This is a genomic window from Marinobacter sp. C2H3, from assembly GCF_037080155.1.
Lineage (GTDB): Bacteria > Pseudomonadota > Gammaproteobacteria > Pseudomonadales > Oleiphilaceae > Marinobacter.
Map to the genome: position 1 here is coordinate 21,385 of NZ_JBBBNZ010000004.1, position 26,392 is coordinate 47,776.

General features: G+C 64.9%; 21 protein-coding genes. 13 read left to right on the forward strand and 8 right to left on the reverse strand.

The genetic code is table 11. The features are described 5' to 3' along the window. Nucleotides 1–87 precede the first annotated feature (87 nt). Nucleotides 88–1,950 carry a putative bifunctional diguanylate cyclase/phosphodiesterase gene (locus V3388_RS12775; RefSeq protein WP_336367962.1) on the reverse strand — a complete coding sequence of 621 codons (1,863 nt, stop codon included), beginning with the start codon at nt 1,948–1,950 and terminating at the stop codon, nt 88–90. 268 nt (nt 1,951–2,218) lie between these two features. On the opposite strand from V3388_RS12775, the gene V3388_RS12780 reads away from it, so the two are divergent. Continuing rightward, on the forward strand, nt 2,219–4,108 hold the full coding sequence (locus V3388_RS12780; protein WP_336367963.1) for a sensor domain-containing diguanylate cyclase: 1,890 nt from the start codon (nt 2,219–2,221) through the stop codon (nt 4,106–4,108). Here the strand turns inward: V3388_RS12780 and V3388_RS12785 are convergent. Then, complete coding sequence (locus V3388_RS12785) at nt 4,089–5,585, reverse strand: amidase (protein WP_336367964.1); 1,497 nt, start codon at nt 5,583–5,585, stop codon at nt 4,089–4,091. The two genes, V3388_RS12780 and V3388_RS12785, sit on opposite strands and share 20 nt — an antisense overlap. Nucleotides 5,586–5,706: 121 nt before the next feature. Here V3388_RS12785 and V3388_RS12790 point away from each other — a divergent pair, with 121 nt between their 5' ends. Then, nucleotides 5,707–6,294 (forward strand): methyltransferase family protein, encoded by a 588-nt coding sequence (locus tag V3388_RS12790; RefSeq protein WP_336367965.1) that lies wholly within the window; start codon nt 5,707–5,709, stop codon nt 6,292–6,294. Here the strand turns inward: V3388_RS12790 and djlA are convergent. After that, nucleotides 6,266–7,048, reverse strand: a complete 783-nt coding sequence (djlA, locus tag V3388_RS12795) for a co-chaperone DjlA (RefSeq protein ID WP_336367966.1) — start codon at nt 7,046–7,048, stop codon at nt 6,266–6,268. The genes V3388_RS12790 and djlA overlap by 29 nt on opposite strands. A gap of 48 nt (nt 7,049–7,096) precedes the next feature. Next, nucleotides 7,097–9,940, reverse strand: a complete 2,844-nt coding sequence (locus V3388_RS12800; protein WP_336367967.1) for an HD domain-containing phosphohydrolase — start codon at nt 9,938–9,940, stop codon at nt 7,097–7,099. Between the two features lie 121 nt (nt 9,941–10,061). On the opposite strand from V3388_RS12800, the gene alkB reads away from it, so the two are divergent. Further along, on the forward strand, nt 10,062–10,715 hold the full coding sequence (gene alkB, locus V3388_RS12805) for a DNA oxidative demethylase AlkB (protein WP_336367968.1): 654 nt from the start codon (nt 10,062–10,064) through the stop codon (nt 10,713–10,715). 18 nt (nt 10,716–10,733) lie between these two features. On the opposite strand, the gene V3388_RS12810 is transcribed toward alkB, so the two are convergent. Then, complete coding sequence (locus V3388_RS12810) at nt 10,734–11,426, reverse strand: GntR family transcriptional regulator (protein WP_336367969.1); 693 nt, start codon at nt 11,424–11,426, stop codon at nt 10,734–10,736. Nucleotides 11,427–11,527: 101 nt separating this feature from the next. Here V3388_RS12810 and V3388_RS12815 point away from each other — a divergent pair, with 101 nt between their 5' ends. The 5 genes from V3388_RS12815 to V3388_RS12835 all read left to right on the forward strand — a co-directional run bounded on the left by V3388_RS12815 (nt 11,528) and on the right by V3388_RS12835 (nt 17,453). Then, nucleotides 11,528–12,526, forward strand: a complete 999-nt coding sequence (locus V3388_RS12815; RefSeq protein WP_336367970.1) for a TRAP transporter substrate-binding protein — start codon at nt 11,528–11,530, stop codon at nt 12,524–12,526. Nucleotides 12,527–12,624: 98 nt separating this feature from the next. Continuing rightward, on the forward strand, nt 12,625–13,182 hold the full coding sequence (locus tag V3388_RS12820; RefSeq protein ID WP_336367971.1) for a TRAP transporter small permease: 558 nt from the start codon (nt 12,625–12,627) through the stop codon (nt 13,180–13,182). 2 nt (nt 13,183–13,184) lie between these two features. Beyond that, nucleotides 13,185–14,522, forward strand: a complete 1,338-nt coding sequence (locus V3388_RS12825) for a TRAP transporter large permease (protein ID WP_336367972.1) — start codon at nt 13,185–13,187, stop codon at nt 14,520–14,522. A 43-nt stretch (nt 14,523–14,565) separates the two neighbouring features. Further along, nucleotides 14,566–15,927: a malonyl-CoA decarboxylase gene (locus tag V3388_RS12830; RefSeq protein ID WP_336367973.1), complete on the forward strand. Its 1,362-nt coding sequence runs from the start codon at nt 14,566–14,568 to the stop codon at nt 15,925–15,927. Further along, nucleotides 15,924–17,453 carry a malonate--CoA ligase gene (locus tag V3388_RS12835; protein ID WP_336367974.1) on the forward strand — a complete coding sequence of 510 codons (1,530 nt, stop codon included), beginning with the start codon at nt 15,924–15,926 and terminating at the stop codon, nt 17,451–17,453. Before V3388_RS12830 ends, V3388_RS12835 begins: the two co-directional genes overlap by 4 nt. Before the next feature lie 6 nt (nt 17,454–17,459). Here the strand turns inward: V3388_RS12835 and V3388_RS12840 are convergent, their stop codons facing one another. Genes V3388_RS12840 through V3388_RS12850 form a run of 3 tightly spaced genes read right to left on the reverse strand, consistent with a single transcriptional unit; the run spans nt 17,460 to nt 19,909 of the window. After that, entirely contained in the window at nt 17,460–18,701 is a 1,242-nt protein-coding gene (locus V3388_RS12840) for an NAD(P)/FAD-dependent oxidoreductase (protein ID WP_336367975.1), read from the reverse strand. Between the two features lie 57 nt (nt 18,702–18,758). Continuing rightward, complete coding sequence (locus V3388_RS12845; protein ID WP_336367976.1) at nt 18,759–19,574, reverse strand: PhzF family phenazine biosynthesis protein; 816 nt, start codon at nt 19,572–19,574, stop codon at nt 18,759–18,761. Next, nucleotides 19,571–19,909: a hypothetical protein gene (locus V3388_RS12850; protein ID WP_336367977.1), complete on the reverse strand. Its 339-nt coding sequence runs from the start codon at nt 19,907–19,909 to the stop codon at nt 19,571–19,573. Before V3388_RS12850 ends, V3388_RS12845 begins: the two co-directional genes overlap by 4 nt. 256 nt (nt 19,910–20,165) lie before the next feature. On the opposite strand from V3388_RS12850, the gene V3388_RS12855 reads away from it, so the two are divergent. From V3388_RS12855 to V3388_RS12875, 5 genes are all read left to right on the forward strand, one after another. After that, entirely contained in the window at nt 20,166–21,596 is a 1,431-nt protein-coding gene (locus V3388_RS12855; RefSeq protein WP_336367978.1) for an aminotransferase-like domain-containing protein, read from the forward strand. Beyond that, nucleotides 21,593–23,221 carry an acyl-CoA synthetase gene (locus tag V3388_RS12860; RefSeq protein ID WP_336367979.1) on the forward strand — a complete coding sequence of 543 codons (1,629 nt, stop codon included), beginning with the start codon at nt 21,593–21,595 and terminating at the stop codon, nt 23,219–23,221. The genes V3388_RS12855 and V3388_RS12860 overlap by 4 nt, the downstream gene beginning before the upstream one ends. 215 nt (nt 23,222–23,436) lie before the next feature. Then, complete coding sequence (locus V3388_RS12865) at nt 23,437–24,270, forward strand: metal-dependent hydrolase (RefSeq protein ID WP_336368134.1); 834 nt, start codon at nt 23,437–23,439, stop codon at nt 24,268–24,270. Between the two features lie 109 nt (nt 24,271–24,379). Then, a complete protein-coding gene (locus tag V3388_RS12870) occupies nt 24,380–25,330 on the forward strand; it encodes a DegV family protein (protein WP_336367980.1) in 951 nt (316 codons plus the stop codon). Between the two features lie 9 nt (nt 25,331–25,339). Then, on the forward strand, nt 25,340–26,377 hold the full coding sequence (locus V3388_RS12875) for a hypothetical protein (protein WP_336367981.1): 1,038 nt from the start codon (nt 25,340–25,342) through the stop codon (nt 26,375–26,377). Nucleotides 26,378–26,392 lie beyond the last annotated feature (15 nt).

Below are 26,392 nucleotides of genomic sequence, written 5' to 3' on the forward strand. Positions count from 1 at the left end.
GAGTTTCATGAGATCAGAAACAGTCTCGTTGATTGATTTCGCAACAGTGATCAAAAAGTACCCCAGGTTTTACCGCCGGCGCAACCCTTAATCCGCGTTTTTGTGGGCAGGCTGCAAAAAACGGGCGGTGAACTCGTCCGCGGGCAGCGGCCGGCTGTACCGGTAGCCCTGCAGGAAATCGCAGTTCTGCTGGCACAGCCAACGCTCGTGATCCTCGGTTTCCACGCCCTCGGCGACGACGGAGAGGCCCAGGCCCCGGGCGAGGCCCAGAATGGACAGGGTGATGGCGCAATCGTCCTCGTCAAACGGCAGGTCGCTGATGAACGACCGGTCGATCTTGATACGGGAGAAGGGCAGGCTTTTTAGCCGGGACAGCGACGAATAGCCGGTACCAAAATCGTCGATGGCTAGCTCGGCGCCGGCTTTCACCAGGCCCTCGAGGACCGAGCGGATGATGTGCAGGTCGCCCTGGATGGCGTCCTCGGTAACTTCGAAGTGCAAAGCGGACACCGGCATGTCGTAAGCGTCGCAAAGCCGGCGAACCTGATCCGGCAGGCTGGAGACCTGAACCTGCTCCGCCGACAGGTTCACCGAGATGGTGGGGATGCTCAGCCCGGCGTCGGTACACAGGCGCCAGTAACCACACACGGCCTGCAACACCCGGTTGCCGAGCGCCACCATCAAGCCGGCGCTGCGGGCCACGTCCAGGAATTCGATGGGGGCGAGCCAACCCCGCTCCGGGTGGTTCCAGCGCACCAGGGCCTCCAGGCTTTCCAGGCGCTGGCCGCTGCGATCCATGATGGGCTGGTAGAACACGTCCAGCTCGGCCCGTTCGATGGCGCTGCGCAGGTCCCGCTCCAGGGCAAAGCGGGAGCGGGCGGTCATCTGGATGGCGGAATCGAACTGGATGGAGCGGGACCGGCCCTCCCGCTTGGCGTGGTACATGGCCGCCTCGGCGCCCCGCAGCAGGTCTTCGGCATCCTGGCAGTCGGAGGGAAACAGGCAGATGCCGAGGCTCACGCTCACGGTCAGGGCCTGCTCGTTCAGGACGATGGGTTCGGCCATGGCGGCGTGAATCGCGCGGGCGATGCACTCCAGGTTGTCCGCGTCCGTGTGGCGGCGAATCAGCAGGGCGAACTCGTCGCCCCCGATGCGGGCCAGCATGTCCTTGCCCCGGGCTTCCACGTCCGCCAGGCGCCGCCCCAGCCCGGCGATGACCTGATCCCCCGCCTGCGGCCCCAGACCATCGTTGATGGATTTCAGGCGGTCGAGGTCCACCCAGATCAGGGCCATGGGATCGCAGCCGTTCCCGGGCAGGCCGTCCATCAGCTGTTCGATGCGTTCTTTCAAAGACCGCATGTTGGCCAGGCCCGTCATGGCGTCATAGCGGTTCATGTACTCAATGGTTCGCTTGGAGTGCAACCAGGCCTCATGGGTGTTGATCAGGCTGATGGTGTCGGCCACCGCCACCGCCAGGGAAATCTCGGGCACGGTCCACTCTCGGCAAGCCCCGTCCTCGATGCACAGCACGCCGCTGAGCCGCTCGCCGTCGAAAATGGGCGAGTCCAGCAGTGCCCCGATGCCTTCCGGCTTCAGGTAGCCCTCCAGGAAGGATCGGGTGCGGGGGTCACTGGCCGCATCGGCCACCGTCACCACCCGTTCGCTGCCGATGGCGTTGAAATAGTCGGGGTGGCTGTCCTGCCGGAGCTCCAGGGTGAACGGCGGCGGCGTTTGTTCCTCGCGGTCAGCCTGGTGCAGCCATTCGCAGCGAATGCGGTCGCGGCCGGCGGAATACAGCCATACCCCGACCCGCTTCACGGACAGCAACCGGGCGATCAGGCCGGTCAGGGCAGCGAGTTTGTCGGCACGGGGCAGCGTGGTAAAGCCTGGCTGATGGCTGAGTTCCATCAGCGCCTTGTGGTAACTGACGAGCGTGTTGCTCTGTCCCATGCAGCGGTTCCCGGTCGTCGGTGGCGCGCGCATGCGCGAATTGGAGGCATGCACATGTGCGGAAAAGGAAATACCCGAAAAATATGGCAGTTGTGTCCCGGCTTGTCCAACCGGACCCGACGCTGGAATACGCATATCCTGTAGCGATTTGTAGCCTTTTTTGTCAATTTGCGTGAATTGGTTCTCACCCGCAGAAATAAACAGAAAGCTGTTTCATACTTTGGTTCCGACATACACTTACCGGAATTCAGGGGCTTGGGAGCACAGCGTGATTAAAGCGTTAACGGCGATTCTGCTTGGCATGGTCTGCCTGGCCCAGCCGCTGTCTTCCCGAGCGGCGGAGGCGCTGCCGGCGCTGTGGAGCGCCCACAGCAAACAGGTGGAGCTGTCCCGGTTTGTGGAGTACTGGCAGGAGCCTGCCGGCGATGAAGTGGCGATCGACCGTGTGAAATCCTTGCCGGACAGCGCCTGGACTCGCAATGGTGGCGACAGCGTGAACCTGGGCTACGGCGACGCGGTGTACTGGTTCCGGGTGCGACTCCGAAACGGCACCGATCAGCTGGCGGAACCGTTCCTGGAAATCGGTTATCCCGTCCTCGACCGCATTGAAGTCTTCGCCCCAACGCCCGTCAGTCGCAACCTGCCGGTGGTGATGGGGGACAAACAGCCGTTCTACGAGCGCCCCATCGACCATCGGAACTTCGTCCTCCCCGTGTCGTTGCCCCCGGCCGCCGATACCGTTGTCTACCTGAGGGTGACCACCACCAGCTCCATGCAGGTGCCGCTCACGCTCTGGAGCCCGGACGCGTTTTACTCCGCCGAACAGTCCCGTGGGCTGTTTGAAGGGCTGTACTACGGCATTGTGTTGGTGATGATCCTCTACAACCTGTTCGTTTACCTGGCGGTAGGGGAGCGGAGTTTCCTGCACTACGTGGGCTACATTACCGCCATGCCCCTGTTCCTGGCGTCCCTGCACGGCATGGCGTTCCAGTACTTCTGGCCCAACGCCACCTGGTGGAACGACCAGTCGATCCTGTTTTTCCTGAACCTGGCGATCGTTTTCGGCGGTACGTTCAGTATCCGGTTTATCAACGTGACCCGGCAGGAGCACCCGTACCTGAACCGTTGGGCCATTGTGATGGTCACCGTGGCGGCCCTGCTGGCGGGCTGCGCCCTGTTTGTGCCCTACCGGGATCTGATCGTGCCCACCATTGTGGTGGCGGCGCTGGGCTGCTCCACCATGCTGCTGCTGAGCGTGGTGCGCTGGATGAAAGGGGAACCGGCCGCCCGCTATTACACCATGGCCTGGGTGTTCATGCTGTTTGGCGGCATTGTGCTGGCCCTGAGCAAGTTCACGGTGCTGCCCCGGAACATGTTTACCGAGAACGCCACCCAGGTCGGCTCGGCGCTCGGAGTGATCCTGCTGTCCATCGCCCTGGCCGACCGGCTCGATCGGGAAAAACGCCGGGCGTTTGAATCCCAGCAGCGGCTGCTGCTGGAAGAGCGGAAGACCCGGATTGCCCAGGAAAAGTCCTTGCGGGTGCAGCAGGAGGCCAACGCCCTGCTGGAACAGCGGGTAAAAGAGCGGACGCTGGACCTGGAAAAACTGAACCAGCAGTTGCTGGAACTGAACGCCACGGATGCGCTCACCGGCCTCAAGAACCGGGGGCACTTTGACGAGGCATTTCGCTCGGCGGTGGTACACGCGTTCCGCTACCAGCAGCCGCTGTCGCTCCTGGTGCTCGACATCGACCACTTCAAGCACTTCAACGATACCTACGGCCACCTGGTGGGAGACGACTGCCTGAAAATGGTCGCGGCCTGTGTGCAGCGCTTTGCCACCCGCCCGGGTGACCTGGCGGCCCGTTACGGCGGCGAGGAGTTCGTGGTGGTACTGCCGGAAACCCCGGATGTGGGGGCCACCCGGGTGGCGGAGCGCATACGCCAGGAAGTGGAAAAAACGCCGTTCCGGGTGTCCGGCGATACCGTGCACGTGACCGTGAGCATCGGCGTGTGCACCGCGCTGCCCGCCAAGGCGGACGCCACCAAGGAAATCTTCCACTGTGCCGATGAGGCGCTCTACGAGGCCAAGGGGCAGGGCCGCAATCGGGTCATCACAGGCACCCAGAATGTGGCCATCACGTTGCCAAAGACGTGAGCCCCGGTGCCGTCGTAACGGTCGCATCCAGCGAGCTCAGTAACGGCCAGGGCTGCTCGGCCTCCAGCGCATAAGCCAGTTCCAAAAGCGTCTGCTCATCGCCATAACGGGCCATCAGTTGCACCGCCACCGGCAGGTTTCGGTCGGTGCGGCCCATGGGCACAACGATCGCGGGCGCGCCGGTGGCGTTGGCCAGGGGCGTAAAGCTGACGTAGCGGGTGAGCCGCTCGAACAATTCATCAAACGGCACCGTGGGGCTCAGGTGGCCCAGTTTTGGCGTGGTTTCGCCCAGGGCCGGCATCAGCACCGCGTCCAGGTGCGTCATGGCGTGGGCGTAGTCCTGCCGGGAGCGGCGCAACCGCCAGAGCGCCGCCGGCAGGCGCCAGAAGTGGCGGCGGAAGTGCCGGTTCAGGCCCTGGGTGAGCCCGTCGGTCCTCGCCGGATCAAACGCCGGGTGCATCAGCGAGCGTCCCCGGGCCAAGACCCCGAACGCCAGCAGGCTCCAGTATAGGGCGAAATCCTGCGGGAAACTGTCAGCGATAGGCACCGGGATGGGCTCGAGGGTGTGGCCGAGGCTTTCCAGTACCCTGGCGGTGCGCTCCACCACGGCCCGTGTGACCGGATCAGTGGGATGGCCGGTGATGGAATCGAACACCAACCCGATGCGCAGTCGGCGGCCCGACGGGCCTCGAACGTGGCCGACATGCGGCAGCGAACGGTCCGGGCGGGCCTGCTCGGCATGGGCGATGAAAGCGGCGGTATCACGGACCGAACGGGTCACCACACCGTCGCTCAGGATGTTGATGGGCAAGTTTTTGGCGGCGTCGTTATCCACCACCCGGCCCCGGGTGGGTTTCAGGCCTACCAGGCCGCAGCAGGCCGCCGGGATGCGAATGGAGCCGCCGCCGTCGTTGGCGTGGGCGATGGGCACCACGCCGGCGGCCACCAGGGCGGCCGAGCCCCCGGAGGAGGCACCACAGGAATAGTCGAGGTTCCAGGGGTTCCGGGTGGGCTCGCGGTGGACCGGTTCGGTGCTGGCGTTGAAGCCAAACTCCGGCAGGCTGCTCTTGCCCATGCAGCGGTAGCCCTGGGACAGCATCTGCGCCACAAACGGGCTGGTGTGGCGGGCCTGGGTGGCGGGAAAGGCGGCAGAGCCATGGCCGGTGGCCAGGCCGGCGACGTTCATGTTGTCCTTGATGAACGTTGGCACGCCAGCGAACGGGCCCCGATTGGCCGCAGACGGTGCGGCGTCTGCCGCCGCCTCGGCCTTCGCTGCCTCGTAGCGCTCGGCCACCACCCCGTTAAGCACCCCATTGGCCGCCTGCGCCCGGGCAATGGCGGCCTGAGTAACGTCCAACTGGGAGACGTCGCCACGGGCAAGGCGCTCGGCCAGGCCGGTGGCGTCCAGTTCGCCGAGGGCGTCGTCCGTGTAGGTGTGAAAGTGGCTGGGGCTGGAACCGGGGCGTTCGGCGGTCATCGGTGGCATCCTTTTCTTCGCTTGTTACTCGCAGTAAGCTGTTGGTTATTCACACGTATAAGACACCATCATGGCTGCAATCGACCTCGCTGTCCGAGTCTTTTTAGGCGTTTTTTTCCTGATGATCGGTCTTCAGTTCACGGCGCGGGCGCTGGGGCTGTACAACCGCATGGGGTTTTCCCACATCCATTACGGCCGCCGTGGTTCGGCGCCCTGGTGGCACCGGCACACGTTCAACCTCTTTCGGGCGGCCATACTCGCGGTGTGCCTGGTGCGAATTGTGGCGGATATTGATCCGTGGCTGGGCCGGATTTCCTGGCTCTATCACGGCCCGGTTTTGCTGCTGGGCGTGGCGTGCCTTCTGGGGTCCTTTACCGCCATCAACTACCTGCAGGCGTACATGCACGAAGATTGGCGTTCAGGCCCGGCCCGAAGCGGCGATTCGCCTCGGCTGCTCATGGAGGGCCCCTTCGGCCGGTCGCGGAACCCTCAGTTTCTCGCGGTGATGCTGGGCCAGCTCGGCTTTTTCCTGGCACTGCCCAGCGTGTTCTCGCTGGTCTGCCTGTTGGTGGGGGTTGTCGTGCTCGCTCGCCAGGCACGCTCTGAGGAAACGGCGCTGGCGGAGCGCTTTGGTGCAACCTACCTGGCCTATCGGGATCGGGTGCCCCGGTGGTTTGCTGTCAGGCGGCCCGCTTTCGGGCGTCCTTGATCACGTCGTAGGCGTTGCTGATTTCCCTAGTCCGTTCTTCGGCCATCTCCCGCATGCTCTCGGGCAGGCCCTTACCGGCCAGTTTGTCCGGGTGGTTTTCACTCATCAGTTTGCGATAGGCCCGTTTGATCTCCGTATCCGTGGCGCTGGCAGAGACGCCCAGCACCTTGTAGGCATCCGCCAGTTGCTGATCGCTGGTGCGGGCCTGGCCGCCGCCCGCGTGGCCGGAGCGCGCGCCCCGCAGCATGGCCTCCAGCTGGTCCACCTGGCTCTCCGGGAGCCCCAGGCGGCGCGCAATGCGCACCAGCATCTCGTGCTCGGCCGGGTGCAGCACGCCGTCCGCGGCCACTGCGGATACCTGCACCTGCAGGAACATCTGCAGCAGGGCGGGCTGGCCTCCGCTGATGCGCAGGAACCGGTCCAGCTCGGCGTCCAAATCGAACCCCGGCTCCTTACCCCGCTGGAAGGCGGCCTTGGCGGCCGCCCGCTGGGCCTCGTTCAGGCGGAAGCGGGCGAACAGCGTTTCCGCCATCTCGATTTCGTCCCGGGTAACCACGCCATCCGCCTTGCACAGGGCACCCATCACCGCAAACACCGATTCGGCGAACCCGTTCTGCAGGTCTTGTAGACGGCCCACCAGGCGGCTCTTGGCCCGGTTCAGCAGGAACGCGCCAATGGCGGCACCGATGATGAAGCCAGGGAATCGGCCAAACGCGTAGCCAATCAGGCCGCCGATGATCATTGCAAACAGCATTCTTGAGTCCTTTTTGCGCCAGATACGACACCCGAATATACGGGTTTTTCAGCCAGGATTCATGAACAGGGCGTCATCCACCGGGTCCTGCTGGCCCGGGCCGAGGAAGCGCTCGGCGTATCGACGGTACACCCCTGAGCGGACGAACAGCCGGAACACGTCGCCGTCGATGTGCCCGTCCCGGACCATGCCGGCCATGATGTCCAGGGCTTCGTTCAGGGTCTTGCCACGCTTGTAGGGCCGGTCCACGGCGGTCAGCGCCTCGAACACGTCCGCCACCGCCATGATGCGCTCGGGCAGGCTCATCTCCCCGCCGGTCAGGCCGCAGGGGTAGCCTTTGCCGTCCATGCGTTCGTGGTGGGTGCCGGCCAGGCGGGGTACGTTGGCCAGACGGTCGGGCAGGGGCAGGGCGTCCAGCATGCAGATGGTCTGCACAATGTGTTCGTTGATCTTGAAGCGCTCCTCCGGGGTGAGGGTGCCCCGGGCAATCGTGAGGTTGTGGATCTCACCGTGGTTGTAGGCGTACTCGGGCAACGGCATGTCAAAGCCCCAGCGGTTGCGGGGATCGTCCCGGGTGACGGGTGGCCGATGTTCGCCCCAGGGGCGCAGGTGTTCCGGGCGATCGGCCAGCAGCGGTTCGGTCGCCGGCAGGGCCGGTTCGGGCCGGTCCTGGAGCCGGCCCTGTTCGTCGCCGGACAGGCCCAGCCGGTCGCTGAAATGCCGCTGCCAGGTGATCTCACCGAGCGCGCGCACTCGCGCCTGGTCTGCCTCGCTCATGAACTCGCCGCCCTGGTTGGCCCGGGCGACGAACGCAAAGTCTTCCTGCAGCCGGGCCTCCTCGGCCTGCCGCCGCGCGGTCGCGGTGGCGTCGTCTTCGCCGGCCAGGCGGGCCTCCAGGTAGCGGATCTGTGCATCCCGATGCAGCACCTCGAAGCGGGTGCGGATCTCATGGATGCGGTTATGAAGGGTTTCGAGCTTGACCGATTTGTCCACTACGTATTCGGGGCTGGTGATCTTGCCGCAGTCGTGCAGCCAGGCGGCCAGTTGGAACTCGGCCCGTTCCTCGTCGCTGAGACCAAAGCCGGCGAACACGCCGTCCTTACTCGCTTCCGCTTCTTCCAGAATCATCTGGGCCAGCAGCGGCACGCGCTCGCAGTGGCCTCCGGTGTACGGGGATTTGGCGTCAATGGCGTTGGCCACCAGCCGGATGATGCCATCCAGCAGGGCCTGCTGGCTTTCGATCAGTTCCCGGGTCTCAATCGCGACGGCGGCGGAACCGGCGATTTCGTCGACAAAGTGGATCAGATCGTCGCTCAGTTGGGTGTGTTCCCCCAGTTCCATTTCGATGGCCAGCACCCCAACGAGCTTGTGGCGCCGGTTGCGCAGAATGGCAAACACGGGGTGGCCAGTGATGGTGCTGCGCAACTGTTGAATGAGGTCGTGATCATTCAACGCCGGATCAATGGGCGTGATGGTGGGCGGCAGCCCGCTGTGGCTGTCGGCCGCCAGGCGCAGCGTTCGTTCGGCCCGTTCGAACAGGTAAATGCCGCCTCGCTTCTGGCCGAGAATACGGGTGAGCTGGGTCAGGATGTCCTTGAGTAACTGGTTCAGGTCCTGGCCACGGTTCAGCACGGAGGCGATGCCCTGGAAGCTGTGGATGGTGCGGGCCATATCGTCCAGGGCCACGCTGAGCTGGCGAGCCTCACGGATATGGGAGTCGGAGCGCACGGGGGTATCAAACCGGAACCGGGACAGCCGCCCGACCTGCTCGGTGAGCTGCTCCAGCGGCCGCCCGACCCGCCGCCCCAGCACCCATCCCAGCACCAGCAACAGCAGCGCCAGGGCGCCGGCGATCACCGTTTGCCGGGCCAGGGCGCGCCAGACATCGGCCAGCAGTTCGTCCGAGGGAATCGCGACGGCAACGGACATGGGGGTGGCGGCCAGGGCTGAGAGGGATTCCCGGAATCCGTACCAGTCCCGGCCGTCCTCGGTGAACCGCGCCGGCTTGCCCTGAACGGCTATGGTCCTGGTCAGGGCCCGGGTAAGCACCGGGTCGGTGGGGCCGACCTCACCGGTGCCGGCCAGGCGCTGACCGTCGGCGTTCACAATGGCGATGCGGGTGCCCGGGGTCTGGCGCAACTGGCGCAGTTGCTGGTCCAGATCGTTGACAGTGACATCAATGCCGAACACCGAGGTGGCGCCGCCTGGGCCGGCCGCGTCGCCCCGGCGGGACAGGGTCAGGCCGGTCTCGCCGGTGGTGAAGAAGCGGTAGGGTTCGGTCAGTTCAGTGCGACCGGAGTTGACCGCGCGGGTGAACCAGCCCCGGCTGCGGGGATCAAACCGGTACGCCGGTTTGTCCAGGGTGATCAGGGGCGAAAGGCTGGCGTCGTAGTACGTCCACTTGCCCTCGGAGGTGCCGCTGCTGCGGTCGATGCTTTGCAGCAGGTAGCGAGCCTCGGCGGGGGCGTCGGGAAACCCGGCCATCCCCGGCCGGAGCTTGCGCAGCAGAAAGAAATCGCCGGTGCCCCAGCCGGCGTATACGGCACTGACAATGTCCCCGGATGACAACACATCGGCCAGGACAGACAGCCGGGATTGCCGCTCGTCCCGGCTGCGCATGCGGGTCAGCGGATCGTGGCTGAGCACCGCCAGGGCCGTTGCCGGCGGCGCGGTGATGGCGTGCAGGCGGTCGTCCACGCTCACCGCCAGTTGGCGGGCAGCGGCGCCGGCGGCCGTCACCTTGGCGTTTTCCATGCCCCGGAAGCTCTGGCCAATCAGCACCAGGGCCAGCACCAGCATGCCCAGAGTAATGGCGGAGGCAATCAGCAGGGCGAGGGAGACCTGCGCCTTCTGGCGGGCACGTAGGCTTTTATGCGACGGTTCGGACGGCATTAGGCTCTCTCGTTGATCTCACGCTTCGCCGGCAGGGCGCGCCGGGCGAGGGAAGCGAAGGACGGGCGTATTCATAGCCTAGTCTGGCTGGGGGAAAATGCGCGCCTGGGAGGTAAGGCTCATGACACTGGATTTATTCGATGACGACGACGGCGCCCGCCAGGCGGTGGAAACCTTGGCGGAGGGCGCAGTTGTGCTGCGGGGGTTCGCCCGGGCCGACGGCCCGTATCTTATGGCCGGCATTGAGGCGGTCACCGGATCAGCGCCGTTCCGGCAGATGCAGACGCCCGGTGGCCGCACCATGTCTGCGGCGATGAGCTGTTGCGGCCCGCTGGGTTGGGTGACGGACCGGCGCGGCTACCGGTATCAGCCGACCGATCCGCTCAATGATCAGCCCTGGCCGGCGATGCCCGGGGCCTTCCGGGGATTGGCGGTGCGGGCGGCCGAGGCCGCCGGCTACCCCGGATTCGCCCCAGACGCCTGCCTGATCAACCGCTACCAGCCCGGCGCCCGCATGGGGCTGCATCAGGACCGGGACGAACAAGACCTGAGCCAGCCCATCGTATCGGTTTCCCTGGGCCTGCCGATGGTCTTCCAGTTCGGTGGTGCTCGCCGCCAGGACCCGGTGATTCGGGTGCCGCTGGCCCACGGCGACGTGGTGGTGTGGGGTGGTGTCTCCCGGCTCTGGTACCACGGCGTGCTCACGCTGCGGCCGGGCGATCATCCGCTGACCGGAGACTGCCGATACAACCTGACGTTCCGAAAAGCCCGCTGAGGCGCAAGCCGGTGTCGGTCAGGTGGTCGCCTGACGCTCGCTGAAGTCCTTCACCCGTGAGACAAAGTCGCTGAAGCGCGTGCCCTGGATCAGCACGTGGGCCTTCAGGGCCTGTTCGGCCTTGGCCTCGTCGCCGGCCTGGATAGCTTCAAAGATGGCCCGGTGTTCCTCGCTGGAATTGCTCACCCGGTTGCGCACCTGCAACTGCAGACGCCGGTAGGGCTTGAGCCGCTGCTTGAGCTGGCGGGTCTCGTTGGCCAGGTAGGTGTTGTGGCTGGCGGCGTAAATGCAGTTGTGGAACTCTTCGTTCTCGTAGTAGTACACGTCCGGATCCGCCATGACGTCGGGGTCTTCACACCGCGCCAGGGCCTGGGCCAGGGCGTCCAGCTCGGACGGGCGAATCCGCCGGGCGGCCAGGCGGCCGCACATGCCTTCCAGCTCCGCCATCACCTCGAACATTTCCACCAGTTGATCAATGCCGATCCGCGCCACAAACGTGCCTTTCTTGGGCTGAACGTCCACCAGCCCGCTCACCGCCAGTTGCTGGATCGCCTCCCGGATGGGGGTGCGGGACACATCGTAGCGCTGGGCCAGGGCTTCCGGGTCCAGGCGGTCACCGGGTAGAAGCCTCCCGTTGATGATGTCGTTTTCCAGGATGTCCTTGAGCTTCTGCGCGTTCGATCGTTTGGTGGCCATCGGGCGGTGTTCCATTTAATGTCCTTCGGTATTGACAAAGTATACGTCGAAACCAATGATGTATACATCAGTACGAGCTGATAGATATTACAAAAACAATTTTTTGGAGAACGATGATGAACAAGCGTTTCGCAAAACTGGCGATAGCTGCCTCCTTTTCCGTTTTCTTCACCGGTGCCGCCCTTGCCGACACCACCCTGCGCGTTTCCCACCAGTTTCCCGGCGGTAAAGGGGACGTTCGCGACGAAATGGTCCAGCTGATGGCCCGGGAAGTGAAAGACGCCAACGTGGGTCTTGAGCTTCAAATCTACCCCGGCCAGTCCCTGTTCAAGGCCAAAGAGCAGTGGGGTGCCCTGGTGCAGGGCCGCGTGGACATGATTTCCCTGCCCCTGGATTACGCCAGTGGCCGCCACCCCGAGTTTTCCGCCACGCTGATGCCGGGCCTGGTCCGTAACCACGAGCGTGCCGAGCGCCTGAACCATTCCAAGTTCATGGACATGATCAAGAAGGTGATCAACGATGCCGGCGCCCGCGTGCTGGCGGACGCCTGGCTGGCAGGTGGTTTTGCGTCCAGCAAGGAATGCATCACGTCACCGGATACCGCCAAGGGCCAGACCCTGCGTGCTGCCGGCCCGGCCTTTGACGAAATGCTGGCGGCCGCCGGCGCGTCCATCGCGTCCATGCCGTCGTCTGAAATCTACACTGGCCTTCAGACCGGCGTTCTGGACGGTGCCAACACCTCGTCCGGTTCGTTTGTGTCCTATCGCATCTACGAGCAGGTCAAGTGCCTGACTGCGCCGGGCGAGAACGCCCTGTGGTTCATGTACGAGCCCGTGCTGATCTCCGAGCGCAGCTGGGATCGCCTGAACAAGGCGCAGCAGGATGCCCTCGTCGCCGCCGGCAAGAAAGCCGAGGAATACTTCTCCAAGGAAGCCGCTGGCCTGGACCAGAAGATGGTGGACGTGTTCGCCAAGAACGGCGTCAAGGTGGTCAAGATGAGCCCGGAAGACTACAACGCCTGGCTGGATATCGCCAAGAAGAGCTCCTACAAGACCTTCGCGGAGAAGGTGCCCAATGGCCAGGCGCTGATCGACGCGGCGCTGGCCGTGGAGTAAGCCCTTCCGGAGGTCTTTCCTGTCTGACTCGCCGGGCCGCCCAGGGCGGCCCGGCAGTCCACACCCTTTCTGGTTCTGAACGTTTCTGGGGTTGAACTATGTCCCGATCTTCCAATGTGGGCGACACGCTGTCCGGCGATTCGCACCCGAAGGCACCGTCACGGCCGCTCAGCGGACCTATTGGTGGCTATATCCGCTGCATGGATGCGCTGTCCCTGGCGGCGGCCATGGTCGCCGGTGCGCTGCTGGCACTGGGGGTGATCGTTGTCGTCGAGATGGTGGTCGTGCGCTACGTGCTCGGGCAGAGCACCACCTGGCAGACCGAGCTGACGACCTTTTCCATTACCGCGGCCATGCTGCTGGGCGCGCCCTACGTGCTGAAAACCGGCGGCCATGTGGCCGTAACCGTTCTGCCGGACCACCTGCGCGGCTTGCCTCAGAAGCTGATGCAGCTGGTGGCGTCCCTGGTCGGGCTGGCGTTCTGCCTGGCACTGGCCTACGGCGCCTGGCACTACTTCTTTGAGGCGTGGAACGGCGGCTGGGAAACCGGCACCGTGTGGAACCCGCCGCTGTGGCCGGCCATTCTGCCGTTCGCGGTGGGCGCCAGTCTGTTGTCGCTGCAGTACGTGGCGGAAATGCTGCGGGGAGGAGCCTGAGCATGGATCCGGTAACAAGTGGTTTTCTGGTGGTTGGCGCCCTGCTGTTGCTGATGGCGATAGGGACGCCGATTGCGTTTGCCCTGGGCGCCGTTTCCCTGGGCGCCCTGGTGCTGGACCGGGGCTTTACCGAGCTGGTCTATTTCGGGGAGACCTTCTTCGGCAACATGTCGACCTTTGAGTTCGGCGCCATTCCCATGTTTATCCTGATGGGCGCCGCGGTGGCGTCCTCGCCCACCGGCCGGGACCTGTATAAGGCCCTGGACCTGTGGATGGGCAAGCTGCCCGGGGGGCTGGCGATTTCCAACATCGCCGCCTGTTCCATCTTCGCGGCTCTGTCCGGCTCCTCGCCGGCCACCAGCGCCGCCATTGGCAAGCTGGGCATTCCCGAGATGCGCAAGCGGGGCTATCCGGACGGCGTCGCCGCCGGCTGCATCGCCGCGGGCGGCACCCTGGGCATCCTGATTCCGCCTTCCGTGACCATGATCGTCTACGGCATTTCCACCGAGACCTCCATCGGCCGGCTGTTCATCGCCGGTGCCCTGCCGGGCCTGATGCTGGCGGGCCTGTTCATGGTGTGGACGCTGATTGCCTGCCGTCTGGCAGGCGGCTACGACACCCCCAATCCGGTGGCCGAGATGGCCGCCCAGGTCACGGAGAATGTGAAGGGCAATATGCGCGCGCTGATACGCGTGCTGCCGTTCCTCGCCGTGGTGCTGAGCATCCTGTTCGCCCTCTACGGCGGTGCTGCCACGCCCTCGGAAGCGGCCGGCGTGGGCGCGTTCCTGTGCCTGGTGCTGGCGATCATTGTGTACCGCATGTGGCGGGCCAAGCCCATCGGCGACATCATGCGCGACGCCCTGCGGGAGAGCGTGATGATCATGCTGATCATCGTCGCGGCGGAGATTTTTGCCTTCACCCTGTCGTCCCTGTTCATCACCCAGACGGTGGCCCAGGCCATTGCCGATATGGAAGTGAACCGCTGGGTGCTGATGGGCATCATCAACCTGTTCCTGCTGGTGGCGGGCTTCTTCCTGCCGCCGGTGGCGGTCATCGTGATGGCGGCGCCGATCCTGCTGCCGATCATCCTTGCCGCCAACTTCGATCCCTACTGGTTCGCCGTCATCCTCACCATCAACCTGGAAATCGGACTGATTACCCCGCCGGTGGGCCTGAATCTGTTCATCATCAAGGGCATCGCACCGGACATCGCCCTGCGGGACATCCTGATGGGCAGCCTGCCGTATGCCCTTTGCATGGTGCTGGGCATCGTACTGCTGTGCCTGTTCCCGCAAATCGCCCTGTGGCTGCCCAACCTGATCATGGGGCCGGCGTCGTGAGCGGTGTCGTCGTGAAGGCTTCAACGAGGGATGGATCATGAACATGAACATGAGTTTTCTGCAGGAGCTGTTCAGCAGCATTACCCAGCGGGATGCCCTACAGCGCCGGCTGGGCAACCGAAAGCACCCTCATGACGCCGAGGGCATGGTGGCGGCCTGCGAGGAGCTGCTTGAGAGCGACGGCGAGGCCACCGGCATCGTGCTTGCCGGCCGTGCCCTGGACATCTACAAGAGCCTGGACAAGCCCGAGAAACGCCGCTTCTTTGAAACCCTGGCCACCCGGTTCGCGGCCGATCCGGACGCCATCGACCGGGCCTACCGGACCTACCGGCACGATCGCTCGAACCAGAGCCTGGCTCTGCTGTTTGAAGCCTCGGAGCCCCAGCGCCAGGAACTGCTCCGCCGGCTCAACCTGGCCCACGGCGCCACCTACGAGCTGGTGCTGATGCGCCAGGATTTCCTGGCCCTGATGAAGGACCACAAGGATTTCGAGCCCATCAACGCCGATTTTGTGCACCTGTTCGGCTCCTGGTTCAACCGGGGTTTTCTGGTGCTCAAGCGCATTGACTGGAACACGCCGGCGGCCATCCTGGAGAAGATCATCCGCTACGAGGCGGTGCACAAGATCCAGGGCTGGGACGATCTGCGCCGGCGCCTGGACGCCCGGGACCGCCGCTGCTTCGGGTTCTTTCACCCGGCCATCGGCGACGAACCGCTGATCTTTGTGGAAGTGGCGCTGACCAAGGGGCTGCCGGACCGCATCCAGCCGATCCTGTCCAACGATCACTACGATATTGCCGACCCGAGCCTGGCGGACTCCGCCGCGTTTTTCGGCATCAGCAACTGCCAGGTGGGGCTGCGGGGCATCTCCTTCGGCAACTTCCTGATCAAGCAGGTGGTGCAGGAGTTGAAGCAGGAACTGCCGAACCTGCGCAACTTCGTGACCCTGTCGCCGCTGCCGATGTTCCGGGACTGGCTCGCGACCACCCAGCGGGACGAGCCCGAGTTGCTGACGCCGGACGCACAGGAGGCCCTGGCGCTGCTGGATAAGCCGGACTGGGCGGAGGACGAAGAACAGGCGGCGCGGGTCAATGAAGTGATCCGGCCGCTGGCGGCCCGCTACCTGCTCAAGGCCAAGAACCGGGACGGCCTGCCGCTGAACCCGGTAGCCCGTTTTCACCTGGGCAACGGCGCGGAGTTGCACCGCATCAACGGCCTGGGGGACGTGTCCGCCCAGGGTATGAAGCAGTCCGCGGGGCTAATGGTCAACTACCTGTATGTGCTCGAAAACATCGAGCGAAACAACGAGAAATACACCACCGATGGCGAGATTGTCTGCTCACAGAGTGTGCGTGAGCTGAGCAGACTGGGCCGGAAACTGTTTCAGGGGGAACCGGAAAAATGAACCACAACCTGTTTGCCACATTCAACGCCCGGATGCAGGCCCGGGGCACGGCCAACTTCATCACCACGCCCGAGGGGGACACCTACTCCTACGCTGACGCCATCACCGCCACCGAGCGCCTGGCCGGCGCCCTGAAAGCCCTCGGCGTCCAGCCCGGCGACCGGGTGGCGGTGCAGGTGGACAAGAGCCCGGAAGTGATCCTGCTGTACCTAGCGTGCCTGCGGGTGGGCGGCGTGTACCTGCCCCTGAACACCGGCTACACCGCCGAGGAAGTGGGTTATTTCCTGGGGGATGCGGAGCCGGCGTTGTTCGTTTGCCGGCCCGAAGCCAAAGACGCCGCCGAGGCCATTGCCAAAGAAACCGGGTGCCCGAAAGTGGTCACCCTCGGCACCCATAAAGACGGCACCCTGATGGACGCCGTGGCCGGTGCCGAACCGTTCACGGGCATCGAGCAACGGGACAAGGATGACCTGGCGGCCATCCTGTACACCTCGGGCACCACCGGCCGCTCCAAGGGCGCCATGCTCACCCACAACAACCTGGCCTCCAATAGCGCTTCCCTTCAGGAAGCCTGGCGCTTCACCGAGGCGGACCGGCTGATCCACGCGCTGCCGATTTTCCACACCCACGGCCTGTTCGTGGCCTGCAACGTGATCCTGATGGCCGGCGCCAGCCTGTACTTCATGGCCAAGTTTGATCTGGACCAGATCATCGGTGCCATGCCGGACGGTACCTCGCTGATGGGCGTGCCGACCTTCTACACCCGCCTGCTGCAGGACGAACGCCTGACCGCCGAGCTGACTCGCAACATGCGCCTGTTCACCTCCGGCTCCGCGCCGCTCACCGCCGAGACCCACCAGAAGTTCCAGGAGCGCACCGGCCACGCCATTCTCGAGCGGTACGGCATGACCGAAACCAACATGAACACCTCCAACCCCTACGACGGCGACCGCATCGCCGGCACCGTGGGGCTGCCCCTTCCAGGCGTGGAAATCCGTATCACCGACCCGGAATCCAGTAACCATGAACCGCTGCCCAACGGCGAAATCGGCATGCTGGAAGTGCGCGGCCCCAACGTGTTCAAGGGTTACTGGCGGATGCCCGAAAAGACCAAGGCCGAACTGCTGGACGATGGTTTCTTCATCACCGGCGACCTGGCCGTGATCGACGAGCGCGGCTACGTGCAGATCGTCGGCCGGGACAAGGACCTGGTGATCTCCGGCGGCTTCAACGTCTACCCGAAGGAAGTGGAGCAGGTCATCGACGCCATGGACGGGGTGGTGGAATCCGCCGTGATCGGCCTGCCGCACCCGGACTTCGGCGAAGGCGTCACGGCCGTGGTGGTCAAGGAGCCCGGCGCCCCCCTCACCGAGGCGGAGATTATCGACAACCTGGCGGACCACCTGGCCAAGTTCAAACAGCCCAAGCGGGTGTTCTTTGTCAGCGCGCTGCCCCGAAACACCATGGGCAAGGTGCAGAAGAAGCAGCTGCGGGATGAGTACAAGGATACGTACGCGGGGGCGTGAGGGCGGTCACGCCACCTGCCCGGCCGCCACACCGGATGCCCAGGCCCACTGGAAATTGTGGCCGCCCAGGTGGCCGGTGACGTCCACCACCTCGCCGATGAAGTACAGGCCGGGATGGTCCAGGGCGGCCATGGTTTTGGACGAGAGCTGGCGGGTGTCGACGCCGCCGAGGGTGACTTCGGCGGTGCGATAGCCTTCGGTGCCGGCGGGTTTGAGGGTCCATTCGGCGAGGGTGTAGGCGATCTCATCCAGCTCCGGGTTGCGGTAGGCCTGCATGGGGCCGTGCCAGCCCTGGAGCTCGTTGAAGGCCTGGGCAAAGCGCTTTGGCAGGCGCTGGTTCAGGTAGCTGGCCAGCGTCGCCTGGGGCCGCTCCCGTTTTAGGGTGTGCAGGGCGTCCGGCAGGGTTTCGGTGGGCAGCAGGTTGATCTTCAGGGCGTCCCCGGGCTGCCAGAAGCTGGAGATTTGTAGCATGGCCGGGCCGCTCAGGCCCCGGTGGGTCACCAGCATGGGCTCGCGGAAGCGCTGCCCGCGGCAGCTCGCCGCCACTTCGCAGCTCACCCCTGACAACGGGGCAAGGTGGGTTTTCAGCTCCGGCGGCAGGGTGAAGGGCACCAGCCCGGCGCGGGTGGGCAGCACGTCCAGCCCAAACTGCCGGGCCAGCTCGTAGCCAAAGCCGGTGGCGCCCATGGTGGGAATCGACAGGCCTCCGGTGGCGACCACCAGGGACTCGCAGGTGAGGGCGCCGGCGCTGGTGGCGAGCCGGTAGCCGCCGTCTTTTCCTTTCTCCACCGACTGCACCGACGTATTCAGGCGGATGTCCGCCCCCGCCCAGTCGCATTCCGTCAGCAGCACGTCCAGCAGATCCTTGGCGCTGTCCCGGCAGAACAGTTGTCCTGGGGCCTTCTCCTCATACTCAACACCGTGTCGGTCCACCAGGTCCAGGAAGTCCTGTGGGGTGTAGCGCTTGAGCGCGGAGATGCAGAACGCCGGGTTGTCCGAGAGGAAGTTGGCCGGCGTGCTGTTCAGGTTGGTGAAGTTGCAGCGGCCACCGCCGGACATGAGGATTTTCTTGCCGGCCTTGTTGGCGTGGTCCACCACCAGCACCCGCCGGCCCCGGTAGCCGGCGGTGGCGGCGCACATCAGCCCGGCGGCGCCGGCGCCGATCACCACGACGTCATAGCGCTTGCCGGGCGCCTTTACGGAGGCGCTGTCTGTGGGGCCGGTTTGAGGGCCAGAGGGTCGGGTCATACGGGCGTTACCTGAGGGAAGAACCTGCCTGCCGAGGCGAAAACGGCAGGCAGTATATCAGGCCTCCGGCAGCCGGACCGCCCCCTCCATGTAGAACGCCGCCTGACCGGCAATGGCCACGCGATCGCCCTTCAACTGGCAGCGCAGTTCGCCGCCCCGGGCCGACAGCTGGCGAGCGTTGAGCGTCTCCCGGCCCAGGCGTTCGGCCCAGAGCGGGGTGAGCACGCTGTGGATGGAGCCGGTCACCGGGTCCTCATCAATGCCGGCGCCCGGGGCGAAGTAACGGCTGACAAAGTCGCCGTCGTCGCCCGGCGCGGTCACGATCAGTCCCTGGTTGCCCAGGGCTTTCAGGCGTCGCAGGTCCGGCGTTGCCTGCCGCACCGCTGCTTCGTTCTCCAGGATCACCAGGTAGTTGGTGTCGTTGGGCACATACAGCGATTCGGCGGGTGCGCCGGGCAGGGCAGCCAGAATGTCCGGCGGCGTTGGCCGGGACTCGGTGCTCAATCGCGGGAAATCCAGAGTGAGCCAGTCGCCGTTCCGGGACACGCCGAGTACACCGCTTTTGGACTGAAAACGGACGGTGTCGCCGGCCCGGCCCAGTTTATGAAACACCACCCAGGCGCTGGCCAGGGTCGCGTGGCCGCACAGGGGCACCTCCGTGGCGGGAGTGAACCAGCGGATGTGGTAGTCCGCCGCCGGGTCGTCCGCCAGGGGCACGATGAAGGCGGTCTCGGAGAGGTTGTTCTCCAGGGCAAGCTGCTGCAGGAGCGGGTCCGGCAGCCACTCTGTCAGCGGCATCACGGCGGCTGGGTTGCCGCCAAACAGCCGGTCGGTGAAGGCATCCACCTGGTAGATCGGGGTTGTGGTGGTCATGTCAGCGTGTCCTCTTGTGGACGGTCAGCGTAGCGGTTGGCGTGGTGCCGGGTAAACCGGGCGAGTTCCCCCGCGCCGTACAGGTGCAGTTCCGGCAGCGGCCGACCGCCGGGGCGCAACACCCAGTGGTCGGGTTCCGGTTGATCCACCCGGAAGCCCAGGCGAGCCAGGCAGTGCTGGTCGCGCTGTACGGAAAGGTCCGGGAGCCCCGTTGCCATCAGGCCAGGGTGATCGGACGACAGGCTCAGAAGATCCTTGCGTGTGCTGTGGCGGGGCGCGCTGAGATCCAGGGGCTCAGCAGCCAGGTCAGGGCAGGGGCGGCAGGCAACGGTCATGGTGAAGCTCCTTTTCCGGTATCGGGTTGGCAGGCGCGGGCGCCGGTATTGTGGCGGGCCCATGTCTGATCACCGTTTCATTCTCCGGCAGCGGCGACGGCCATAACAGAATCAGCTAAAGTGATTTTGAACCGGTACAGAAGCTGATTTTTGTGCGCTGTACTGGTCAGAATGTCGGCGATCTGTACTGCCCAGTTTCGGTGCGGGTCTGGTGCAATGGACTGGCCGGGTAGCGGTGTGGTTTCAGGAGGCAAACATGGGCGTGCTGTATAACCAGGTGGCGGACCAACTGCAGGGATTGATCGTGGAGGGCGTTTACCGGGAGGGGGAACGACTGCCCGGAGTGCGGGTGTTAAGCCGGCAGCTTGGCGTGTCTGTGTCGACGGTGTTGCAGGCCCACCAGACCCTCGAGGCGCGAGGCTATCTTCAGGCCCGGGAGCGCAGCGGCTATTTTGTGCGGCGCCCGGCCCGGGACGTGCCGGAACCGGCGATGCCGAGCCACCGCAGCCGGCCGCTGCCGGTGACCGCCCGGGACATGACGCTGGAACTGTGCGCGGACGAGGAGCGGCGCATGGTACCTCTGGCGACGGCGGTGCCGCACCCGGATTACCTGCCGGTCCGGCAGATCCAGCAGAGCACGCTCTGGGCGGCCCGTCGGGGCCTCGAAACCCTGGATTACGCCTTCCCGGGCAAGGCCTCGTTCCGGCGCCAGATTGCCCAGCGCATGGCCACACTGGGCGTGGTGATCACCCCGGACGACGTGCTGGCCACCAACGGCGCCCAGGAAGCAATCATCATCGCGCTGCGAGCCGTCACCGAGCCCGGAGACATTGTGGCGGTGGAGACGCCGTCCTTTCCCGGTATTCTGCAGGCCCTCGAGGTGGTTGGCCTGCGGGTCATCGAAATTCCCACCCATCCCTCTGAGGGGCTCAGCCTAGAGGGCCTGGCGCTGGCGCTGGAACAGTGGCCCCTGAAGGCCTGTGTGGTGGTCTGCAACCACAGCAATCCCATGGGCGCCCGTATGCCGGATGCCCGCAAACGGGAGCTGGTGTCCATGCTCGCCGCCGCCAACGTGCCGCTGATCGAGGACGATATCTACGGCGACCTGAACCACACCGGCGAGCGGCCCCGGCCCGCCAAGGCCTTCGATCGCACGGACAACGTGATCTACTGCAGTTCCTTCTCGAAGACCCTGTCACCGGGCCTGCGCCTGGGCTGGATGATCCCCGGCCGCCACATGGCCAGCGCCCGCCAGCACAAGTACTTCGTGAACCTGGCGACGTCGTCGATTCCGCAACTGGCCGTGGCGCATTTCCTGGAGCAGGGCGGATACGACCGCTACCTGCGTGCCGCCCGCCAACATTATCGGGAGTCCACCGAGCGGCTGCGCTCCGCCGTCGCCCGGGCCTTCCCGGAGGGAACGGCGGTGAGCCGGCCCCAGGGTGGCTTTGTGCTCTGGGTGCAGCTGCCGGACGGCGTCTCCGGCACCGAGCTGTACCAGCGGGCCCGGGCGGAAAACATCAATGTAGCGCCGGGGCGGATGTTCTCCACCACCAACAAGTTCGAGAACTGCCTGCGGCTGAACGGCGGCAACCCTTGGACGCCGGTCGTAGAGTCAGCGGTACAGCGCCTTGGTATGATGGCTCACGAATTACAAGAATCGCCCTTCAAAAGGAGCCCATCATGACGTCCATTTATGACCAGGATCTTGCCCCGGTTGACGCCAACTACGCGGTGCAGTCCCCGATCGATTTCATTGAACGCACCGCCAGCGTGTATCCGGATTTCACTTCGGTGATTCACGGTGAACAGCGCTACACCTGGGCGGACACCTACGCCCGCAGCCGCCGCCTGGCCTCGGCCCTGAGCGCCCGGGGCATCGGCAAGGGGGATACGGTGGCGGCCATGCTGCCTAACATTCCGGCCATGGTGGAATGCCACTTCGGCGTGCCCATGATCGGCGCCGTGCTCAACACCCTGAACGTGCGCCTCGACGCCGACGCCATCGCCTACATGCTGCGCCACGGCGAGGCCAAAGTGGTGATCGCCGACCGGGAATTCGGCGAGGTGATCAACCAGGCCGTGGCACAGCTGGACACCCCGCCGCTGGTGATCGACGTGGACGACCCGGAATACGGTGAGGGTACCCGGGTGAGCGACCTGGACTACGAGGCCTTCCTGCAGTCCGGCGATCCGGGTTTTGCCTGGCAGTTCCCGGGCAACGAGTGGGACGCCATTTCCCTGAACTACACCTCCGGCACCACGGGCAACCCCAAGGGCGTGGTGTATCACCACCGGGGCGCCTACCTGAACGCCCTGGGCAACCAGACGGTCTGGTCCATGGGTATGCACCCGGTCTACCTGTGGACCCTGCCGATGTTCCACTGCAACGGCTGGTGTTTCCCCTGGACCGTGACCGCCATGGCCGGCACCCACGTGTGCCTGCGCAAGGTGGACCCGCAGGCCATCCTCAACCTGATTCGAAAGCACAAGGTCACGCACCTGTGCGGCGCGCCGATTGTGCTGAATGCCCTGCTGAACGCGCCGGCGGACATGAAAGCGGGTATTGAGCACGAGGTGCGGGCCATGACCGCCGGCGCGGCGCCCCCCGCCCAGGTGATTGGCGGCGTGGAAGCCATGGGCATCCGGGTGACCCACGTGTACGGCCTCACCGAGGTCTATGGCCCGGTGACCGTGTGTGCCTGGAAGGCGGAGTGGGACGAACTCCCGCTGGAAGACCGGGCGCGTATCAAGGCCCGGCAGGGCGTGCGCTATCACACCCTGGCCGGCACCCTGGTGGCGGACCCGAATACCATGGAGCCGGTGCCCAAAGACGGCAAGACCATCGGCGAGATCTTCCTGCGGGGCAACACGGTGATGAAGGGTTACCTGAAGAACCCGAAAGCCACCGCCGAAGCCTTCCGGGGCGGCTGGTTCCACACCGGCGACCTGGCGGTGTGGCACGAAGACGGCTATCTGGAAATCAAGGACCGCCTGAAGGACATCATCATTTCCGGCGGCGAGAACATCTCCACCATCGAGGTGGAAGATGCCCTGTACCGGCACCCGGCGGTGCTGGAAGCGGCGGTGGTGGCCCGCCCGGATGAGAAGTGGGGCGAAACGCCCTGCGCCTTCGTGACCCTCAAGCCAGATGCGGGCACGGTCACCGAAGAGGACATCATCGCCTTCTGCCGGGAGCACCTGGCCCGCTTCAAGGTGCCCAAGACGGTGGTGTTCACGGAGCTGCCGAAGACGTCCACGGGCAAGATCCAGAAGTTTGTCCTGCGGGACCAGGCCAAGGCGCTGAGCTGATTCGGCGCGCTGCCCGTCATGCGCGGTAGGCCCCGGTGTTGTCATTTCGTGACAAAGTGTCAACACCGGTGGCCTGGCCGCTTTCCCCGGCGAGCATCCGCCGAGTAGACTGACTCCACTGTGTGCGTTTTAACCAGGGTTCGCGGCCTTACGAGGTCGCTGAACCGTGCCCGTTCCACGCCCGCCGGCCGGAGGTTGCCATGTCTGCCCATTCACTGCCCGCCAGTTCCACGCCCGTTGACGTCTCGGTGGCGCCGCGCCACATCCGTTTTGATGTGCGTGAAGAGCTGAAAACCCTGTGGCACGGCAACGATGTGTTCCGAACCGCCTTCTTCAACGCGCTGTCGCTGCAGTTTCCCGAGGGGGAGCAGCAATTCATCAACGCCGTGCGCCATTACCGGGATCGCATTACCGATCCAAAGCTGGCCCAGGAGATCCGGGGCTTTATCGGCCAGGAGGCCCTGCACAGCCGGGAGCACAAGGATTACAACGAGGCCCTCAAGGCACGGGGCTACGACGTGGACGCCATCGACCGCCGGTTCCACAAGCACATGGAGTGGGTGCACCGCCTGCCGCCAAGCCGTCAGCTGGCGGGCACCTGCGGCGCCGAGCACTACACCGCGGTGCTGGCCAACGCGATTCTCTCCCATCCGGAGTGGATGGAGGGCGCCACGCCCACCATGCAGCGGCTCTGGCGTTGGCACGCCATCGAGGAAACCGAGCACAAGTCTGTGGCCTTCGACGTCTACCGGGCCTGCATCGGCGACGAACGCCTGCGCCGGGTTGTGTTCCTGTTCGTGACCTACAACTTTTTCAAGTACACCTTCCTGAACACCTGCAGCCTGCTGAAAGCCGAGGGCAAACTCTGGAGCCTACGGACCTGGCTGGGGGGCGTGAACTTCCTGTGGGGCCGGCCGGGTGTGCTGCGGCGCTGCCTGCCGGAGTTCCTGGCGTATTTCCGAAAGGATTTTCACCCCTGGCAGCAGGATAACCGGACCCTGCTTCAGGAGAACCTGCGCCAATTGGAGGCGGAGACCGCCGCCGGGTGATACAGATACTGAAATTACGCCGGGCATGTGCAACACTGAGCCTCCCCAGAACAATGACAAGAAAGGGCGCACCCGACCGAGGTGACGCCCGCCGCCGGAGGCACCCATCATGCGAGTAGGTTTGATCGTCGATTCCGCCTGTGACCTTCCTTATGAGTTCAGCCGCAAGCACGACCTGTTCATCCTGCCGGTGACCGCCCGTATTGACGGACAGATGGTGATCGACGAGCACGATCCCGTGCGCACCCAGGAGTTCTACCAGAGCGGGCTGTTGCAGAAAGGCCATCAGGCCGAAACCGAGGCGTTTTCCGTGCGCCAGATCCACGATCTGTTCATGGAGAAGATCGTCACCCAGTTTGACGTAGCCTTCTGCGAAACCGTGACCCGCAGCCGCAGCCTGATCTACCAGAACGCAACCGAGGCCATGAACAGCGTCATGGCCAACTACGAGAAGGCCCGGGCCGCCGCGGGGCGGGAAGGCAAGTTTTCGATGCGGGTGATTGACAGCAAGCAGATTTTTGCCGGGCAGGGCCTGCTGGCCGCCCACACGCTGAGGCTGATCGAGCAGAGGCTGAGCAAGAACGCCCTGCGTCATGAGGTGGAAACCTTCACCGACCAGATTTATACCTGTGTGATCCCCAGGGACCTGCACTACATTCGCGAACGGGCCCGGCGCCGGGGCGACAAGAGCGTGTCGGCCATGGTGGCGTTCCTCGGCAAGGCCCTGAACATCACGCCGGTGATTTTTGGCCGCGGCGCCGAGGGCCAGCCGACCGTGAAAACCCGCAGCTTCGACGCGGCCGTCGAGAAAGTGATGAATTACGCCGCCGCCCGCGTCGACGCGGGGCTGCTCACGCCCTACGTCAGCCTGTCCTGCGGCCTGAGCTGGACAGAAATTGAGGATCTGCCGGGCCTCAACCGCCTGCGGGACGCCTGTGAGCGCAACGGCGTGGAGCTGTTGCTGTCTCAGATGGGCATCACCAGCAGCATTTACGTTGGCCCCGGCAGCCTGTGCCTGGCGCTGGCCGCCGACCCCCATGCGTTTTCCGACTACCAGTAACGAGACCCTATGACCCGATCCGACACCGACCTGACCGATCAACTGCTTGACGCCCACGTGAAGCACGAGCTGTCCGCGCTGAAGGGCGCCAAGCTGAAGCGATTTGTTGAGGGTGAGGTGGACGAATTGCTTGCCCTGACGGATCGGGTGACGCTGAACCGGCTCAGCAGCCCGGAGCGGGTGATGGGGGTGATTCGACGCATCGTGGTGGAGATGGAGCTGGACCCGGGCATCCCGGAGCTGGCGGCGGAAATGGCCACGGAGGTGCTCAATGCACCAGTGCAGGCTCGCACCGAACTTGGCCAGATTCTCTCCCGGGAACAGGCCACGGCGTTTCTGGAGCAAGCCCTGGAACTGCGCCAGCAGCGCGAACGGGTGATCCGGGAGATCATGGCGCACCCCGTGTACCAGGAACTGGTGTCGAACGTGGTTTACCACGGGCTGGTGAACTACCTGTACGAGGACAACCTGCTCACCCGATCCGTGCCCGGCGTGGGCTCGGTGATGAAGTTTGGCAAGAAGATGGCCAACAAGGCCGTACCCGGGCTGGATGAAACCTTCGAGCGGCGCATCAAGAGCTGGCTGTCCGACAGCCTGCCGGGGCTGATCGCCCGCAGCGAACAGTTCCTGAACCGGGCGCTCAGCGACGAGGAACTCCGGGACAGCGTGACCGCCGCCTGGGTGGCGGTGGAAGACCAGACCATTGGCGATCTGCGGGAGGGCCTGGGCGACCTGCAACTGCAGGAATTCGTGGTGCTGGGCTTCGAGTTCTGGCTGAGCTTCCGCAAGACGGAATACTTTGAAGGCTGCGCCGAGGCGGTGGTGAATCATCTGTTCGCGAAATACGGCGACCAGCCGCTGGCGACGTTGCTGGGCGATGTGGGCGTCACCCGCGAGGTGATCCTGGCGGAGGTGGAGGCCTACGTCCTTCCGATCATGGACGTGCTCCGGGAAGAGGGGTATGTTGAAGCCCTGATCCGGCGCCGTCTGGAACCGTTCTACCGGTCTGCGGCCGCGCGCCGTCTGCTATCGTCCGACACCGCCTGAACCGCGTTTCACGGC

Bases quoted from the DNA above. Each gene is read 5' to 3' on its own strand.
- V3388_RS12775 (WP_336367962.1), bottom strand. From the start codon at position 1,950: ATGGGACAGAGCAACACGCTCGTCAGTTACCACAAGGCGCTGATGGAA.
- V3388_RS12785 (WP_336367964.1), bottom strand. From the start codon at position 5,585: ATGACCGCCGAACGCCCCGGTTCCAGCCCCAGCCACTTTCACACCTAC.
- V3388_RS12790 (WP_336367965.1), top strand. From the start codon at position 5,707: ATGATCGGTCTTCAGTTCACGGCGCGGGCGCTGGGGCTGTACAACCGC.
- djlA (WP_336367966.1), bottom strand. From the start codon at position 7,048: ATGCTGTTTGCAATGATCATCGGCGGCCTGATTGGCTACGCGTTTGGC.
- V3388_RS12800 (WP_336367967.1), bottom strand. From the start codon at position 9,940: ATGCCGTCCGAACCGTCGCATAAAAGCCTACGTGCCCGCCAGAAGGCG.
- alkB (WP_336367968.1), top strand. From the start codon at position 10,062: ATGACACTGGATTTATTCGATGACGACGACGGCGCCCGCCAGGCGGTG.
- V3388_RS12810 (WP_336367969.1), bottom strand. From the start codon at position 11,426: ATGGAACACCGCCCGATGGCCACCAAACGATCGAACGCGCAGAAGCTC.
- V3388_RS12815 (WP_336367970.1), top strand. From the start codon at position 11,528: ATGAACAAGCGTTTCGCAAAACTGGCGATAGCTGCCTCCTTTTCCGTT.
- V3388_RS12820 (WP_336367971.1), top strand. From the start codon at position 12,625: ATGTCCCGATCTTCCAATGTGGGCGACACGCTGTCCGGCGATTCGCAC.
- V3388_RS12825 (WP_336367972.1), top strand. From the start codon at position 13,185: ATGGATCCGGTAACAAGTGGTTTTCTGGTGGTTGGCGCCCTGCTGTTG.
- V3388_RS12830 (WP_336367973.1), top strand. From the start codon at position 14,566: ATGAACATGAGTTTTCTGCAGGAGCTGTTCAGCAGCATTACCCAGCGG.
- V3388_RS12835 (WP_336367974.1), top strand. From the start codon at position 15,924: ATGAACCACAACCTGTTTGCCACATTCAACGCCCGGATGCAGGCCCGG.
- V3388_RS12840 (WP_336367975.1), bottom strand. From the start codon at position 18,701: ATGACCCGACCCTCTGGCCCTCAAACCGGCCCCACAGACAGCGCCTCC.
- V3388_RS12845 (WP_336367976.1), bottom strand. From the start codon at position 19,574: ATGACCACCACAACCCCGATCTACCAGGTGGATGCCTTCACCGACCGG.
- V3388_RS12850 (WP_336367977.1), bottom strand. From the start codon at position 19,909: ATGACCGTTGCCTGCCGCCCCTGCCCTGACCTGGCTGCTGAGCCCCTG.
- V3388_RS12855 (WP_336367978.1), top strand. From the start codon at position 20,166: ATGGGCGTGCTGTATAACCAGGTGGCGGACCAACTGCAGGGATTGATC.
- V3388_RS12860 (WP_336367979.1), top strand. From the start codon at position 21,593: ATGACGTCCATTTATGACCAGGATCTTGCCCCGGTTGACGCCAACTAC.
- V3388_RS12870 (WP_336367980.1), top strand. From the start codon at position 24,380: ATGCGAGTAGGTTTGATCGTCGATTCCGCCTGTGACCTTCCTTATGAG.
- V3388_RS12875 (WP_336367981.1), top strand. From the start codon at position 25,340: ATGACCCGATCCGACACCGACCTGACCGATCAACTGCTTGACGCCCAC.